The following is a 14,197-nucleotide window of genomic DNA, read 5'->3' on the forward strand; positions in this document are numbered from 1 at the left end:
TCGTCGCGGCGGTCGTCGCGGCACGGTCATGCAGGCATGCCGGCAGGCCACCCCCTCGGCAAGGTCGCCGGCAACAACGCCGTCGCCGACCTCCTCGGCTTGCCTCTGTGCGACTTCACCCCGGCTCCTGCGTCACCTGCCCGCCGCCGCGTCATGACGCCGCGTTCGAGGCGGCGGAGGACGGCGGCCCGGCCGCGCGAGACGGTGGCCCCGGCCTCCGGGGACAGCGCCCGGCATCCGTCCGGAACCGCGCGCCTGTCCCGAGGCCCCGCGCCGACCATGATGGGCGCGGAGGCCGCGCCGGTTGATCGTCACGGCTCCGGGTAGCGGAGCGGCATGGCCACCGAGAACACCTCCGCCCCCGCCACCGGCCGGGTCCAGTCCGAGATCGACGTCCCGTCCCTCACCGCCGTCCTCGACGGCGAGTACGCCGGGATCCGGGACCTCGTCCGGACCAACCTGGTCACTCACGCCGCTGTCCTCGACGAGGCCGAGGAGCTCGGCATCGACGCGTTCCGCGAGAGGGTCCGCGATGTCGTCGTCCAGCTGGCCGCGACCGGTCAGACCGGCACGGGCTTCCCGGCTGCGTACGGCGGCGGGGACGACGTCGGCGCGTCGATCGCCGCCTTCGAGACCCTGTCGTTCGGCGACCTCTCCGTCCTGGTGAAGGTCGGCGTCCAGTTCGGGCTCTTCGGCGGAGCCATCCTGCATCTCGGTACCGACCACCACCACAAGACCTACCTGCCCCGCCTCGTCACCGGTGAGCTGATGGGCTGCTTCGCCATGACCGAGACCGGTCACGGCTCCAACGTCCAGGCGCTCGGCACCATCGCCCGCTACGACCCCGAGAACCAGGAGTTCGTCCTCACCACCCCCGACGAGCAGGCCCGCAAGGACTACATCGGCAACGCCGCCCGCCACGCGGAACTCGCCGTCGTCTTCGCCCAGCTGGAGGTGGGCGGCCGGTCCGAGGGCGTCCACGCCTTCGTCGTCCCCCTCCGGTCCGACGGCCGGGTCCTGCCCGGTGTCGCCATCGAGGACGACGGCCGGAAGATGGGCCTCAACGGCGTCGACAACGGCCGCATCCGCTTCGACGGTGTACGCGTCCCCCGCGAGGCGCTGCTCGACCGCTTTGCCCGGGTCACCCCCGAAGGCACCTACGAGAGCGCCATCGAGAACCCCGACCGACGTTTCTTCACCATGCTCGGCACCCTCGTACAGGGCCGGGTCAGCGTCGCCGGAGCCGGTGTCGGCGTCGCCAAGGTGGCACTGGCGGTCGCCACCAAGTACGCGGACCGGCGGCGCCAGTTCGGGGCGTCCCCCGACAGCGGGGAACAGGTACTCCTCGACTACGGCCTCCACCAGCGCCGGCTGCTCCCCCTCCTCGCCCGCACCTACGCGCTGCACTTCGCCCAGGACGTCGTACGAGCCCAGTTGCACGAGGTCTTCTCCGGCGTCGAGGACGACCCGCAGGCGCGGCGCCGCCTGGAGTCGCGGGCCGCCGGCATCAAGGCGCTCGCCACCTGGCACGCCACCCGAGTGGTCCAGGAGTGCCGCGAGGCGTGCGGCGGGGCCGGCTACCTCGCCGTGAACCGCTTCGCCGCCCTCAAGCGCGACAGCGACGTCTTCACCACCTTCGAGGGCGACAACCACGTGCTCCTCCAGCTCGTGGCCAAGGGCCTGCTCACCGACCACGCGAGCGAGTTCGAGGACCTCGACCAGCTCGGCATGGTGCGCTACGTCACCGGCCTCACCGTCGAGACCGTCATCGAGCGGACCTCGGCGCACAAGCTCCTCGAACGCGTCCGCGACCTGCTGCCCGGCGGTGACGCGTGGGACCGGGAAGCCGGACTGCTCGACTCTGAGTACCAGCTCGCCATGGTCCGCTTCCGCGAGGAGCACATGCTCGCCGGGCTCGCCCGCCGCATCAAGCGCGGCATAGACCAGCAGGGCGAACCCGGTGCGGTCTTCTCACAGGTCCAGGACCACGTCATCGCCCTCGCCCGGGCCCACGTCGAACGACTGGTCACGGAAGCCTTCGTCGACAAGGTGCGCGCTCTTCCCGAAGGTGCCGAGAAGGATGCTCTGGGCCTGCTGTGCGACCTGTTCGCGCTCTCGACCATCGAAGCCGACCGCGCCTGGTTCATGGAACACGGCCGGCTGACCGTCCAGAGGTCCAAGGCGATCAGCCGCGAGGTGAACCACCTCTGCCGCAGGGTGCGCCCCCTCGCCGTCGACCTCGTCGACGCCTGGGGCATCCCGGCCCCCGTCCTGCGGGCACCGGACCTCGTCGGCCCCGCCGACTGAGGCGCCCCCGGGGCGTACACCCGCTCCGCCGCGGATTCCGGCGGAGCGTGGGCCGGCCCGAAGCGGTCTTGGACCGGCCGTCACCGCTGTACGAGGCCGGTCAGGAGTCCAGCACGTCCCGGACGTCCTCGGGAACGGTCGGCAGCGGTGCGTGCCCTCGCAGCGGCTCCGTCCGTCTCGGGAGTCCGGGGCGGTGGAGCGGGGCTGCGAGCGGGCCGCAGAGTGTACCGGTCGCCATGGCCTGATGCACGAATGGATCGCCAAGGGGCTGCTGGACCAGCCGCGGCCGCGTACCCGGCACCGCGGTTCGGAAAAGGCCGAGCACAGCGTCAACCAGCGCCGGCTGCTTCTGCTCCTGCTTGACAAGCGGCAGCAGGTGGCGGACCTGAGTGCGCTGGCGCAGGTGCCGCCGGCGATGTGGCTCTGGTCGGACGGCTGCGTGCCCACGCGCCAGGCACAGCGGGCGTGGGTGACCTGCGTCGGGCGCGGCAAGCGCAGCCAGGCAGTGGCGCGCGAGGGTGCTGCGGGTCTGCTGGATCAGGCCGGGCATCACCTGGCCGGCGAGACGGCGCGGGCCCGGTTCGTACGGATCACCACCGGACTGGGCAACGGCACGGCGCTGACGGTGTGCGGGCGGGCGGAGCTGCTGGACGCCGCGCGGGACGTGAGGGAGCCGGAATCGGTGTTCGCAGCCGGCGGCCTCGTCCGCGCGCTCGGCCCCGCGGGGGTGCCGATGACCGTCGAGGCGGTCGTCGGCCACATCAAGGCCCTCAGCGCCGCGCGTCGCACCCTGGACGGGACCGTGGACAGTGCGCTGCTGGAGCGAGCCCACCCTCCAGGAGCGGTTCGACCACGCCGGGGAGCAGTTGCTGCTCCTCCTGGGGTTGGAACTGCTTCGCCGCCGCACCCAGCCCACCGGGCGGTAGAGGTCGCGTACGCCGGTGGCGTCCTCGGGCCCGGCGCCTGTTGCTCGCGGCTGCGGTGGCGCCGGGAAATCCGCGAGGCCGGCTGGGCCCTGGCTGTGCCACGGCCTACCGCGCCGGCCTCCTCGGCGAGGGCATCCGCCTCTGGTCCGCCCGCTGAACGAGCAGGCCCTGAGATCGAACCGCCGATGCGACGACCCGCCTCAGGCCACCGACGGCTGCGCCTCCCACGGCCGCGGTCCCGCATCCTCCTGCCAGCGCTGCAGTTGCGGACCGTCGACGCACACGATGCCGCACTGCTCTGCGTAGTCGAGCGCGGGGGCGGTGAAGTCGCTGGTGGTGACCACGATGGCGACATCAGCGCCGTGAACGGTGAAGCAGGTGCCGCCGAAGCGCTGCAGGTCCTGTGAGCCGACCCGGTTGCCGTCGCAGTACCGCTTGCACTGGATGACGACCAAGCGCCCGTCGGGCGTCCTCGCCACGACGTCGGCGCCCAGGTCCCCGGCCCCGCCCACGACGTCCACGTCGAGACAGCCGTCGCGCCGGCACAGTTCGGCCACCGCTTGTTCGAACTCGTCCGGGTCCAGGGCCTCATAGGCGATCTCCACGGTGTCCGCGGGTGCCTCGGGCACGGTCTCGGGAAGCAGGACGGTGGGATCCGTGCCGAGGCTGCCGCCGCCGGCGCCGGCCCCGGCGGGGACCAGGCCGACGGCGGGCGCCGGCGGCTGAGCGTCGAGCGCTTCGACCGCCGTGTGCGTGGCTTCGTCCAGGGCTTCGGCCGCACGGCGCGCGATTCTCGCCGCCGATATGCGGCGCTTCCCGCGGAAGCCGGCCATGGCGGCGCCGACGCCCACAAGGGCGAGCGCCACGGCCCAGGAGGGACGGTGCACCGCGGCCGCGGCCGCGGTGCGGGCGGCCGCGCCCACCAGGGCGAGGATGACGGCGAGGAGAGCGAAGTAGAGGGCTGTCGCCCGGAGTTCGAACCGGCGGGAGCGGCGCGTGGTATGCCGGGTACGTGTGGGAACGGTCATGGTGATGTGTCCTCCCCTGGGACGTCAACGAAGATCAATTCGCGTCTTCCCAGGCAGCAGCCGTTCTATCGGGTCCGTCGTGCATACCTCTTCCAGCCCGACGGCAGGCGCGGGCTCGCTGCCTGTCGAGCCAGATGTCCTCGGCCCCGGTGCGATCCGCGCGGGAACGTGGCGTGGGCGTCAGGCCAGGGGCCCGAGCCGTCGGCCTCGATCGGCCGGTGCCTCCAGGGCAGCTACGTCCGCTCCTCTCCGCAGACGCTCATCGCCAACTGAGGCAGCCCACGCCGCCCTCGTCTCGCTCAGGCCCAGGCAGTGCCAGTCAACGCCCCGCCCTGCCGCGGCCTCCACGGATACAGAACGGCTACGGAGTCGCTCCGGAGAAGCTCACCCGCACCGCCACCACAGCGCCCGACCCATCCAGGTCGGCCGACACAGGGAAGTAGCCGTCGCCCCAGCTCGTCATCGCGCAGAGCAGTCGGGCGTCGCCGACATCCACGGTTCCGGCCTCGACTTCAGAGGCGCGAATCTGTCGCATGACCTGCCAGTGATGGGAGTGAGGCCGGAAGTCCACCATCATGCGGCGCCCGGTCTCGTCCTTCCAGCTCTGCACAGCGCGAGCCTTCTCCATCGCCTCCGCCACCCCCAGCCCAGTCCACCCGTGGACACCGTCCTCGCCGGGTTCGCCCAGTTCCGGTGCTGCGAACACCGCGGCGGCTTCCTCCGCGGCAGCACCCCAGAACGCGACGTCGGCCAAACCGTCCACAGGCTCGTCGTGCTTCCAGGAATTCAGGGCATCGGCATCGCCGAAGAGCACCCGGGCCCAGTCGACGCCGACGTCACCCAGCAGCACGGATGACTCCGCTGGGGCGTCGCTCATCCGAACCGCTATCTCTGACCAGCGCCGCCCGGCACCGTCGCCGAAGCCGACCCGCGAAGCCAGCACCGGCAGATGACGGTCACGGGGTACCCCGCCCACCGCGACGACGGGCACCCCGAACATCAGGAAGCTGCCGCCGCCCTCAGCGGCAGCCCGGCGTACGCGTTGGGCATGCGGTTCGCGGCCCGGCACCGCCTCCAGACAGGCATCCAGGCCAGCGGCCCGGCAGTGCGCTTCGAACATCGTCTGAAGCTCCGCTACCCGGGAGGCAGGGATGTCGTGCAGCATCGGGCCTGGCTGCCGGTCGAAGCCCCGGACCGCTGCCGAGGCATCCGGGCCGACCACGGCAAAGTCGACCGAGTTGAGCACTTCGGCAGCCATCACCGGGTCGTCAACGCCAAGGAGAGCAGGATCGATCTCCGCCGGCGACCGCTCACCGCTCCACACTCCCAGATGACCGCCGTCAACGATGACCAGGGCCCCCGATGGGCAGCTGATCTCTCCGAGCCTGAAGATCTCTTCCACGGCGCACGAGTCTACGATCGCCTCTCCGGCCGGCTGCACGCGCACCAGGGCGATCCCGAGACACGAATGCCTGGGCTTGAGTGAGAGGCATCGGCTCTCAGCGTCTCAGCCGAGGTCGGGCACTGCGGTTCAGAGACCTGCCGTGCCGGGCGCCTACAGGTCGAGGCCGAACTGGTTCACCAGGTCGGTGAACAGCTCCTGTGCGGTCTCCCGCAGGGCTTGGGCCTCGTCGAGCGGGGGCAGTGCAGAGGCGATCGCTGAGTTCCTGCCAGGTGACGTCATCGGCCCCCTGTTCGACCCGAGCCAGGAGCTGGGGTATCTGCTTGGCCGCCCCGAAGACGTCTTCCAAGTGCGCCCAGTCCATCACGCGTGTATGCAACAGCACGCCTGGCCGTCCGCCTTGTCCGGGAGCAGAACCAGCACCGGGCATTTCTAGTTGAGGTCGAAGGGCTCGGCTCACCCTGGGGTTCCCAGCAAGCGCGCCCCGGCTCACCGCGCCGCGGCGACAAACCAGTGCGGACCTGGGCATGCCACCACGGCCCGGGGCCCGAGCAGGAGCGGACCAGAGAGTCGGAACGGGTGGGCTCAGGGGTGTAGGAGGGTGTCGAGTTGTGCAGCGAGGTCGGGGTGGGTGGTGGTCAGGTGGGGGCGGGTGGCGTTGAGGGGGCGGATGAGCTCGGCGGGATCGTCGCAGGCAAGGGCCGCGTGGAGCTGGCTGAGCGGGAGGCGGGCCGTGGCGGGCAGGTCGGTGAGGGCGGTGATCTGGCCGGCGATGCGGCGCAGGTCGGCTGCGTTGCGGCGGGCCCAGTGGGCGTTGGTGCGTTCAGCGGCGCGGCGTTCGCGGGTGGCCTGGACGCGTTGTTCGCCAGTGGTTCCGGCGGGACCGGGGCGGCCGCGCAGGTAGCGGCGTTCGGCGGCCTGGCGGCTGGCGACGCCGAGGGGCTGGGCGAGGTCGGCCCAGCTGGCCCCCGCGCCACGGGCGGTTTCGATCAGGCCGGTCTCCCATCCGGCGAGCTGCTCGCGCACCTGCCGCAGCAGCATGAGGGAGGCCAGCGCCTGCTCCGGCCCGGGACCAGGTGCGTCCGGGGTGTCCGGGGACTCTCGCTTGGCGACGCGCAGGGCGTCGTCTATGGCGCGCAGGGCCGCCGCGGCGGCGAGGAACGACGCCGGGCTGTCGGCATTCGTGCTGGTCGTGGACGGCTGGTCGGCTGCGGTCACGGACACCTCCCTCTTGTTGTCATCAGGTAGACGACACCATGTTTGTCATCCATTGGATGACATGTTACAACGGTGTCAGTGAGGCGCATTGGCAGCAACTGCCTGAACCTGCTGGAGGTGTTTTCACGATGTTGATGCGCACTGACCCCTTCCGTGAGCTGGACCGGCTGACGCAGCAGCTGATGGGACCGGGGACCTGGTCCCGCCCGTCGGCGATGCCGATGGACGCCTACCGCGAGGGCGACGAGTATGTGGTGGCCTTCGACCTTCCGGGCGTCACCGCGGACTCGATCGACATCGACGTCGAGCGGAACATGCTCACCGTCAAGGCCGAGCGGCGGCCGGTGGCGAAGACCGACAACGTGCAGATGGAGCTGTCCGAGCGGCCGCTGGGCGTCTTCTCCCGCCAGATCGTGCTCGCCGACACCCTCGACACCGAGCACATCCAGGCCGACTACGACGCGGGCGTGCTCACTCTGCGCATCCCGATCGCCGAGCGCGCCAAGCCCCGCAAGATCTCCATCGGCGTCGGATCCAGCCACAAGGAGATCTCCGGCTGACACCGGCCGGACGTGTGCGGAGGGCGGGCACCTGATCTCCCCCTCACCCCGCTCTCCGCACCCCTGCGGGCAGTCCGAAGAAGAAGGGGTGGCAGCCGAGATGACTCTGCGACGCGAAGCGTTCCTCGGTCACGTGAAGGAACGCGGCGAGTACGACTCCGGGGAGGAAGCCGAGCGTGCGGCCCGTGTGGTACTCGCCCTCCTCGGCGCGCATCTGGTCGGCGACGTCCGCGCCCAGCTCGCGGCGTGCCTGCCGGAGGCCTTCGCCCTGATCCTGCTCAACCCGCTGCAGAGCGCCGAGCCGCTGCCCCCGGAGCGGTTCGTCCGCGCAACCGCCGCGTGGATCGAAGGCGCCACCGAGCAGACCGCGGCCTGGGACGTCAGTGCCGTGCTGTCGACCGTCGCCGACGCCGCCGGCGACGACCTGCTGGGCCAGATCCTGCTCCAGCTCCCCGTCGGCTACGACCTGCTCTTCGGCCGCCCCCAGCCCACCTGACCATCCCGTCCCCGGTGCCCGAACACCGGCCACAGCAAGAAAGGCATCCACCCCCGTGATCTCCGACCGGCACGCACCGTCCCGGCAGTCGTACGGGACGGCGTACGAGCAGATGCTGGAGAAGGTCCGCTACGAGGGCGCCTACCCCGCCCTCGAGAGAGCCGACGAAGCCGTCCGCCTGGTTCTTGCCGGACTGGGGCGCCAGCTGACCGGCGACGAACGCGTCGACCTGGCCGGCTGCCTGCCCTGGGAAGCCGCACGCGTACTGACCGCGCAGATCCCCGACCACCAGCCGCTGACCGGCTGGTCCTTCGTCAAGGACCTCGCCGCTCGCACCGGCGCCTCCCTGGCCACCACCCGCTGGGACACCGGCTCCGTCTTCTCCGCCGTCGCCGCCTACGTCGGCTCCGATCTGATCACCCGTATCCTCCACCAGCTCCCCACCGGCTACGCCCTGCTGTTCGGCCGCGCCGAACTCGCCCCGGCCGCGTAGACGGCGGCATGCGCACTCGGGGCGGGCGCGACGAACCACTGCGTCGCCGGCCGCACTTGCGCCCCCGACGCGTCGCCGTCCTGGCCGGGACCCCGACCCCAGCCCCAGCCAACACCCGAGAGGCTGCCTCGGCCGCTCGTGCGGTGCCCGCGATCCTGGATCAGTCCGACGAGCACGCCGCCCAGCTCGCGCCGAGAGCGGGGCCAACGCCGTGTGGACGGCGTTCGGTGCGGCCATCTGCGCGCTGTACCGGCTGGCCGCTCGCGTCCAGCTCGCTGAGGGCCCCGAGGGGGTGGCCGTCGCCCTGGACATGCACCCGGCGGCGGTCGCCGCCCCGCCCCGGGAACGCCGTGCGCACCGGCTCGTGGACCTGGCCGAGGGGCGGGAGGCGGCGGTGCGCGCCCTGCTGGCCACATCCTCTTTCCACAGGTCACAGGGCCTGCCATAGGGCCCAGCCAGGACAAGCTGAAACCCTGTGGAGCCCGCCTGCGTGGCGTGGCATGCTCTTGGGCGGCTGCTGAAGGAAGGGAAGGTCAAAAAGGTGTACGTCCCGTCATCTGCACGAGCTCTCGATGATGATGAGCGTGAGCTCGTGGAGCTGGCACGTCGCACCATAGACGCGCATACCGACGCCGGGCCCGATGAAGACGGGATCCACACGGTGGGCGCCGCAGTCATGGCCGCCGATTACCGGATGTTCGCCGGCGTGAACCTCTACCACTTCACCGGCGGGCCCTGCGCCGAACTCGTGGCTCTGGGAGCTGCGCGGGCCCAGGGTGCCCGCCAGATGCGCTGCATCGTCGCCGTGGGAAACCACGGGCGCGGGGTCATCGGCCCGTGCGGGCGCGATCGGCAGGTCTTCGTGGACTACTACCCCGCCATGCGCGTCATCGTGCCCACCCCCGCGGGGCTCACGTCCGTGCTCGCGGCCGACCTGATGCCGCTGGCCCAGCGATGGACCCCGGAGGCGGGAATGAACGGTCTCGACCCATCGCTCTACCAAGACCCCGATACGGCCGGTCCCCCAATCATTCGGTTCAACCCTCGCTATCTCGAGGTCGTCAGCTCCGGTACCAAGACCAAGACCACCCGCTTCCGGGACCCGACGCAGCTCGGCCCGGCACGGCTGGTGTTTGAGAGCGACCCTGAAGTCGTCCTGTCGGCAGAGGTGACCGATATCAGGCAGTGCCTGGTCAGCAACCTCACCGACCAGGACGCCCAAGCTGAGGGGCTGACGACCGCAGCCGAACTCCGGGAAGCCCTCAAGGGCCACTATCCACATCTGTCGGGAACCGACGAAGTCGACGTCATCACCTTCCAGGTCAACGACAAGAAGGGCGCCGCTTACAACGGCTAGCACAATGAGCTGAGTTGTCGGTGGGTGATCAGGCAGCAGGCGAGTTTGAGGAGCTCTTCGTGGATGTCGGCCCTACGTTCCCAGCGGATTCGCAGGCGTCGGAAGCCGTGCAGCCATGCGAAGCTCCGCTCGATCACCCAGCGGTAGGTACCCAGCCCGGTGCCGTGTCGGGTGCCACGGCGGGCGATGGCTGGCACGATGCCGCGCTCGCGGACCCGGTCGCGGTAGACGTCGTGGTCGTAGCCGGTCGGCGAATAGCGAGTCGGGTTTGCGGCGCGGTCGTCCGACACGGCCGCGGACGGGCGGGATCGCGTCGAGCAGGGGCAGGAGCTGGGTGACGTCGTTGCGGTTGCCGCCGGTCAGCAGGACCGCGAGCGGGGTGCCGTGTCCGTCGGTGATCAGGTGATGCTTCGAGCCGGCCCGGCCCCGGTCGACCGGCGACGGGCCCGTGTGTTGCCCCCTTTTAGGGCTCTGACGTGGGACGAGTCGACCACGCGGCGGGACCAGTCCAGCCGCGAGGCCGCGTTCAGTCCGGCCAGCAGCACCTCGTGCAGCCGCTGCCAGACGCCGGCCTCGTTCCAGTCCCGAAGGCGCCGCCAGCAGGTCATGCCCGAGCCGAAGCCCAGCTCCTTCGGGAGGTACTCCCACTGGATGCCGGTGTGCAGCACGTAGAGGATCCCGCACAACACCTCACGGTCCGGCAGCGGCTTGCGGCCCGGGTACCGAAAGCGCCGTTCACGCTGTGGCAGCAGCGGTTCCAGGCGGTCCCACAGTTCATCCGGCACGATCCACGGCGATGTCCCCACGCCAGGCCGAACGCTCAACTCCCCCCCGGACACGGCCATCAGCATCGATCCACCTCATTGTGTTAGCCGTTGTTAGAGCTCATAACACGATCTTGTTGAGGTGTGCTGGTCGGGCGTGACCAGCGGACCGATTCCGCCGTTCGTGGGGGGTGAGGAACCGGCCGTGGATCGTAGGCGAGGAACTGTGGGCACTGATCGAGCCGTTGCTGCCGCCTTGGCCGCTGCGGGCTCCCGTTCCCAAGCCGGTTGACGACCGGTTGTGCCTGCAAAGGGCACCCTGGTCGTGCTCTACCACTATGTCAGCTGGCAACTGCTGCCGCTGGGGCTAGGGTTCGGCTCTGGGCAGACGTGCTGGCGCCGGCTGGGCCGGTGGCACGAGGCCGGCGTCTTCGAGAAGCCGCACCGTCTCCTGCTCGCCGAGCAGCACGTGGCCGACGCATTCGACTGGACCCGGGTCTGCGTGACGTCGTCGAGCAGACCTTCTCGCGTTGCACCACTTCAAACGCCTGGCCGTGCGCTGGGAACGACGCCTCGACCTGCACGACGCCTTCGTCTCCCTTGCCTGCGGCCTCATCCGCTGGAGACGCCTCAAGTAGACCCGCCCGTGATCGTGATGCGGGCCTAGTGCTGTCCACCTGGCCCTGCAGCACATCACCGCCGGAGCCGGCGGCCGCCGGCTCCGGCGCCTGGCGCGCGCGGCATCCCGGGCGGCCCGATACCCGGAATCGGTGGCGAGGATCTCCAGGCGGCGGACGGCCCGGACGGCCGCGAGGGGGGAGTCCTTCGCCAGTCTCCCGATCTCCTTCTCCAGTTCCTCCGGCAGAGGGGTGACCGTCTCGGGGAGCGGTACCGCTGAGCGCGCGATGTCGGCGGTGCGCTGGTCCTAGAGCCTGTCCCCTTGTCGATGAGTCGATCTACTGATCGGCATCCCCTGAATGCTTGCGGCAGCGCGCATGGAACCCTGTCCACATGGACACATTCGCGGACCGACTCGACGGCGGGTGGACGTGGTGGGAGGCCGCCATCGAAGAGGCGCAGGAAGGACGCTGGGTCCGTGACGCCGTGGAACGGCAAGTCATCAAGGACATCGCTGCCGCCACCAACCCTCTCCACGGTGGGCGGATGGCCCCGTTCACCGAGGACTCGTGGCACATACGCATAGGGAGGATCGCGAACTGGGCCGGGGTGCTGCGGCTCGCGGCCTGGTCAGGCGGTTGGGTGCTCCAACCGGTCGCCGGACGCATCCCGTCACACCCTGCTGGCATGTCCGAGCTGCTGTCCGGCATCTACGCGGTCGGCGAGCAGGGGGAAATCTGGATGCGGCAGCTCCTGAAGGGCGAACTGCCGCCAGAAGCCGAGATCGCGAAGGCCGAGGGTTTCCTCACCGGACCTGGGTCCATCGAGGACCTTGAGCTCTTCTTCTACGACTGAAATGCCGTCCCTTCATCTGATCATCACAGCCGAACCTAGATGAGGATGGCGGCGAAGGTGGAGTTATCAGCTGCTTGTGGGCGGTCTGGTACAAGCCGACCTCGTCGGACAGGTCCCGCCAAGGCGAGCAGGTTCGGTACTTCCACGCGATGGCCTCCACGGTTCGGCGCTGATCGGCCCTCCGCTGGCCACGGACCGGGTCGGCCGGCATTCAGCGGCTCGTTCCGGCCCCACATCGCATCAGCGATCACTAACCGGACACACACATCCGATCAACTGACCAAACGATGAAAGAGACACGCCCTACAGGGCGTGTTGCGAAAGTGGCCGTCGCGGCAGCTCGTTGGTGCTCCGACGCGTACCGCTGCTTCATACCGGAGGCCGAGCTGTTGCCCCGGCAGGCTCCTCCGTGTGGCGGAGGTGGTCCGGCCGACGGGACGATGCCGGCGGTGGCCGGGTGGCGACATCCTCAGTGGGACTTCTCACCTCACTACACCGGAGCTTGTGATGGCCACCGCGTACCCGTCGCCCCAGGCCCGCACTGCTGCCCCTCGGTGGGCAGTCCAGCTGGCTTGGGCGACCGTCCTGTGCACAGTGCCCTCGTGTGTATGGCGGCTCTTACTCGGGTTCGGGGTCGACGTCGGCTTCACCGGCCCACTCGGTTCGCTGTACAAGGGCACGTCGATCATGGTCTACGTGCTGATCCTTTCGGTGGCCTCACAGGCAGCCGCTTGCCTGACGCTGGGGCTGGTGAAGCCCTGGGGCGAGCGGGTCCCGCTCTGGATTCCGCGGTGGGGCGGCCGCCGCATCCCGTCACTGGCGGTGGTCATACCCGCTGCGATGGGCGCCATAGCCGTGATGGCGCTGTGCGCGGCGGTCACCCTGGTGCCAAGAGGGCCGCTGGACAACCCCGACTTCCCCCAAGGGACAGCGGGCGTGATCATGGATGTCTGCTATGCCCCGCTGCTGGCCTGGGGGCCACTCGTCGCCGCCCTCACGATCGCCTACGCTCGGCGCCGTCGGTCGGGTGACCTGCAAAGTCACTCGACCGAACCGGCCTAAGGGCGTGTTGTGGATGTGCTGGTCACGTCCACTCGTGGGCACCGCCCGGTGGCGCTTGAGCCGGGTGATCCCGCACTCGACCGCGTGCCGCTGCTTGCAGTCGTCCTTGTCGAACTTTGGCGGCCGGCCGCCGCGCGATCCACGCCTGAGGCGGTTGCGGACCCGGTCCGCCGGAACCGGGATGGTGGGCTTGATCCCGCGTCTGCGCAGGTAGAAGCGATTGCCGCGGAAGTCGTATGCCGTGCCGGCCCGCACCCGGTCCGGGCGCTCGCGCGGTCTGCCGAGGCCCAGCCTCGGAGCTCGGATGGCTTCCGGGACCGCTTCGAATTGCGGAAAGTCGCCCCCCTGCCCGGCCCTGATCACGACGGACAGGGGCGCCTGCCCCTGCTCGACTGCGAGATGGATTTTGCTGGTCAGTCCGCCCCGCAAGCGTCCAAGGCCATGGCTGGCCAGCCGGCTCGACGAATCCCACTGGGCGATTCCTCCTGAAGGCCCCCCTCCTTCGCCGCTCCGGCGGCGTGCTGGTGGGCCCGGCAGGCGGTGGCGTCGACGGTGACGACCCAGGTGATCAGACCGCTGGCATCCGTCTCGGCCTGAAGCGGGGTGAGGATCCCCGTCCTGGTACCGTCCCGCCACTGCCGGCGGCGGAACAGGTCATAGACCTGGTCCCACGGCCCATGACGTTCGGGCACGTCACGCCGGGGCGTGCCGGTTCGAGTCCGCCGCCGTATGCCGTCTATCAGCTGCCGCCTCGTCCACACCCGCGCCCGACCTGGCTTGAAGCCCGTCGGCAGCAACGGCTCAAGTCGGGCCCACTGGCCGCTCGTCAGATCCCTACGTCCCACAGGGCTTGATCATCAACGAACAAGATCCACTCTCGCAACAGACCCTAAACGCCCACCGCCGGCACACCACTGACACCCGTATCTTCTGCCTCCTGGGCCCGCCGCGTCCGCCCTGCCCACCGGCTCCGCTCCTGCCCCTGAGCTGCACACTCGGGCACCTCACCATCGCCGGCACCGGCCCCCTCTCGATCGGCTGGGACCAGAAACCCCTCATGACCTGGACGACACCGGGTACGTGAAAGAACCCAGCCCTTTACACAATCACC

13 protein-coding genes and 3 pseudogenes are annotated in these 14,197 nt (G+C 70.1%); 8 read left to right on the plus strand and 8 right to left on the minus strand.

Annotation, left to right across the window (positions count from 1 at the left end):
- The first annotated feature begins 336 nt into the window (after positions 1 to 336).
- The gene (locus ACF073_RS36430) at positions 337 to 2,307 is read left to right on the plus strand and encodes an acyl-CoA dehydrogenase (RefSeq protein WP_392075784.1); all 1,971 of its coding nucleotides are present in this window, start codon (positions 337 to 339) and stop codon (positions 2,305 to 2,307) included.
- Between the two features lie 1,126 nt (positions 2,308 to 3,433).
- Here the strand turns inward: ACF073_RS36430 and ACF073_RS36435 are convergent.
- The 4 genes from ACF073_RS36435 to ACF073_RS36450 form a co-directional block, all read right to left on the minus strand.
- Positions 3,434 to 4,261, minus strand: a complete 828-nt coding sequence (locus tag ACF073_RS36435) for a restriction endonuclease (RefSeq protein WP_392075785.1) — start codon at positions 4,259 to 4,261, stop codon at positions 3,434 to 3,436.
- A 361-nt stretch (positions 4,262 to 4,622) separates the two neighbouring features.
- Positions 4,623 to 5,663 (minus strand): hypothetical protein, encoded by a 1,041-nt coding sequence (locus tag ACF073_RS36440; protein WP_392075786.1) that lies wholly within the window; start codon positions 5,661 to 5,663, stop codon positions 4,623 to 4,625.
- Positions 5,664 to 5,816: 153 nt separating this feature from the next.
- On the minus strand, positions 5,817 to 5,945 hold the full coding sequence (locus ACF073_RS36445; protein WP_392075787.1) for a hypothetical protein: 129 nt from the start codon (positions 5,943 to 5,945) through the stop codon (positions 5,817 to 5,819).
- A gap of 303 nt (positions 5,946 to 6,248) precedes the next feature.
- Positions 6,249 to 6,881, minus strand: coding sequence for a type III effector protein (locus ACF073_RS36450; protein WP_392075788.1), 633 nt, complete (start codon positions 6,879 to 6,881; stop codon positions 6,249 to 6,251).
- Positions 6,882 to 7,009: 128 nt separating this feature from the next.
- Between ACF073_RS36450 and ACF073_RS36455 the strand changes: the two genes are divergently transcribed.
- The 5 genes from ACF073_RS36455 to ACF073_RS36475 all read left to right on the plus strand — a co-directional run bounded on the left by ACF073_RS36455 (position 7,010) and on the right by ACF073_RS36475 (position 9,787).
- Positions 7,010 to 7,441, plus strand: a complete 432-nt coding sequence (locus tag ACF073_RS36455; RefSeq protein ID WP_392075789.1) for an Hsp20/alpha crystallin family protein — start codon at positions 7,010 to 7,012, stop codon at positions 7,439 to 7,441.
- 100 nt (positions 7,442 to 7,541) lie between these two features.
- Positions 7,542 to 7,937, plus strand: coding sequence for a DUF2267 domain-containing protein (locus tag ACF073_RS36460; RefSeq protein ID WP_392075790.1), 396 nt, complete (start codon positions 7,542 to 7,544; stop codon positions 7,935 to 7,937).
- 55 nt (positions 7,938 to 7,992) lie between these two features.
- Positions 7,993 to 8,430: a DUF2267 domain-containing protein gene (locus ACF073_RS36465; protein ID WP_392075791.1), complete on the plus strand. Its 438-nt coding sequence runs from the start codon at positions 7,993 to 7,995 to the stop codon at positions 8,428 to 8,430.
- Between the two features lie 211 nt (positions 8,431 to 8,641).
- A complete protein-coding gene (locus ACF073_RS36470; protein ID WP_392075792.1) occupies positions 8,642 to 8,878 on the plus strand; it encodes a hypothetical protein in 237 nt (78 codons plus the stop codon).
- Positions 8,879 to 8,920: 42 nt separating this feature from the next.
- Positions 8,921 to 9,787: an ASCH domain-containing protein gene (locus ACF073_RS36475; RefSeq protein ID WP_392075793.1), complete on the plus strand. Its 867-nt coding sequence runs from the start codon at positions 8,921 to 8,923 to the stop codon at positions 9,785 to 9,787.
- Here ACF073_RS36475 and ACF073_RS36480 read toward each other — a convergent pair.
- Positions 9,784 to 10,632, minus strand: a pseudogene (locus ACF073_RS36480) (IS5 family transposase). The gene ACF073_RS36475 and the pseudogene ACF073_RS36480 sit on opposite strands and share 4 nt — an antisense overlap.
- Positions 10,633 to 11,562: 930 nt before the next feature.
- On the opposite strand from ACF073_RS36480, the gene ACF073_RS36485 reads away from it, so the two are divergent.
- Entirely contained in the window at positions 11,563 to 12,024 is a 462-nt protein-coding gene (locus tag ACF073_RS36485) for a hypothetical protein (protein WP_392075794.1), read from the plus strand.
- A gap of 64 nt (positions 12,025 to 12,088) precedes the next feature.
- Here ACF073_RS36485 and ACF073_RS36490 read toward each other — a convergent pair.
- A pseudogene (locus ACF073_RS36490) lies at positions 12,089 to 12,290 on the minus strand (transposase); the annotation flags it as partial.
- 328 nt (positions 12,291 to 12,618) lie between these two features.
- Between ACF073_RS36490 and ACF073_RS36495 the strand changes: the two are divergent.
- Positions 12,619 to 13,086, plus strand: a complete 468-nt coding sequence (locus ACF073_RS36495; RefSeq protein WP_392075855.1) for a hypothetical protein — start codon at positions 12,619 to 12,621, stop codon at positions 13,084 to 13,086.
- A gap of 111 nt (positions 13,087 to 13,197) precedes the next feature.
- On the opposite strand, the pseudogene ACF073_RS36500 reads toward ACF073_RS36495, so the two are convergent.
- Positions 13,198 to 13,515, minus strand: a pseudogene (locus ACF073_RS36500) (IS5/IS1182 family transposase); the annotation flags it as partial.
- Entirely contained in the window at positions 13,500 to 13,931 is a 432-nt protein-coding gene (locus ACF073_RS36505) for a transposase (protein ID WP_392075795.1), read from the minus strand. The gene ACF073_RS36505 and the pseudogene ACF073_RS36500, both read right to left, overlap by 16 nt.
- Positions 13,932 to 14,197 lie beyond the last annotated feature (266 nt).

The organism is Streptomyces sp. NPDC015171 (genome assembly GCF_043079545.1).
Taxonomy (GTDB): domain Bacteria; phylum Actinomycetota; class Actinomycetes; order Streptomycetales; family Streptomycetaceae; genus Streptomyces.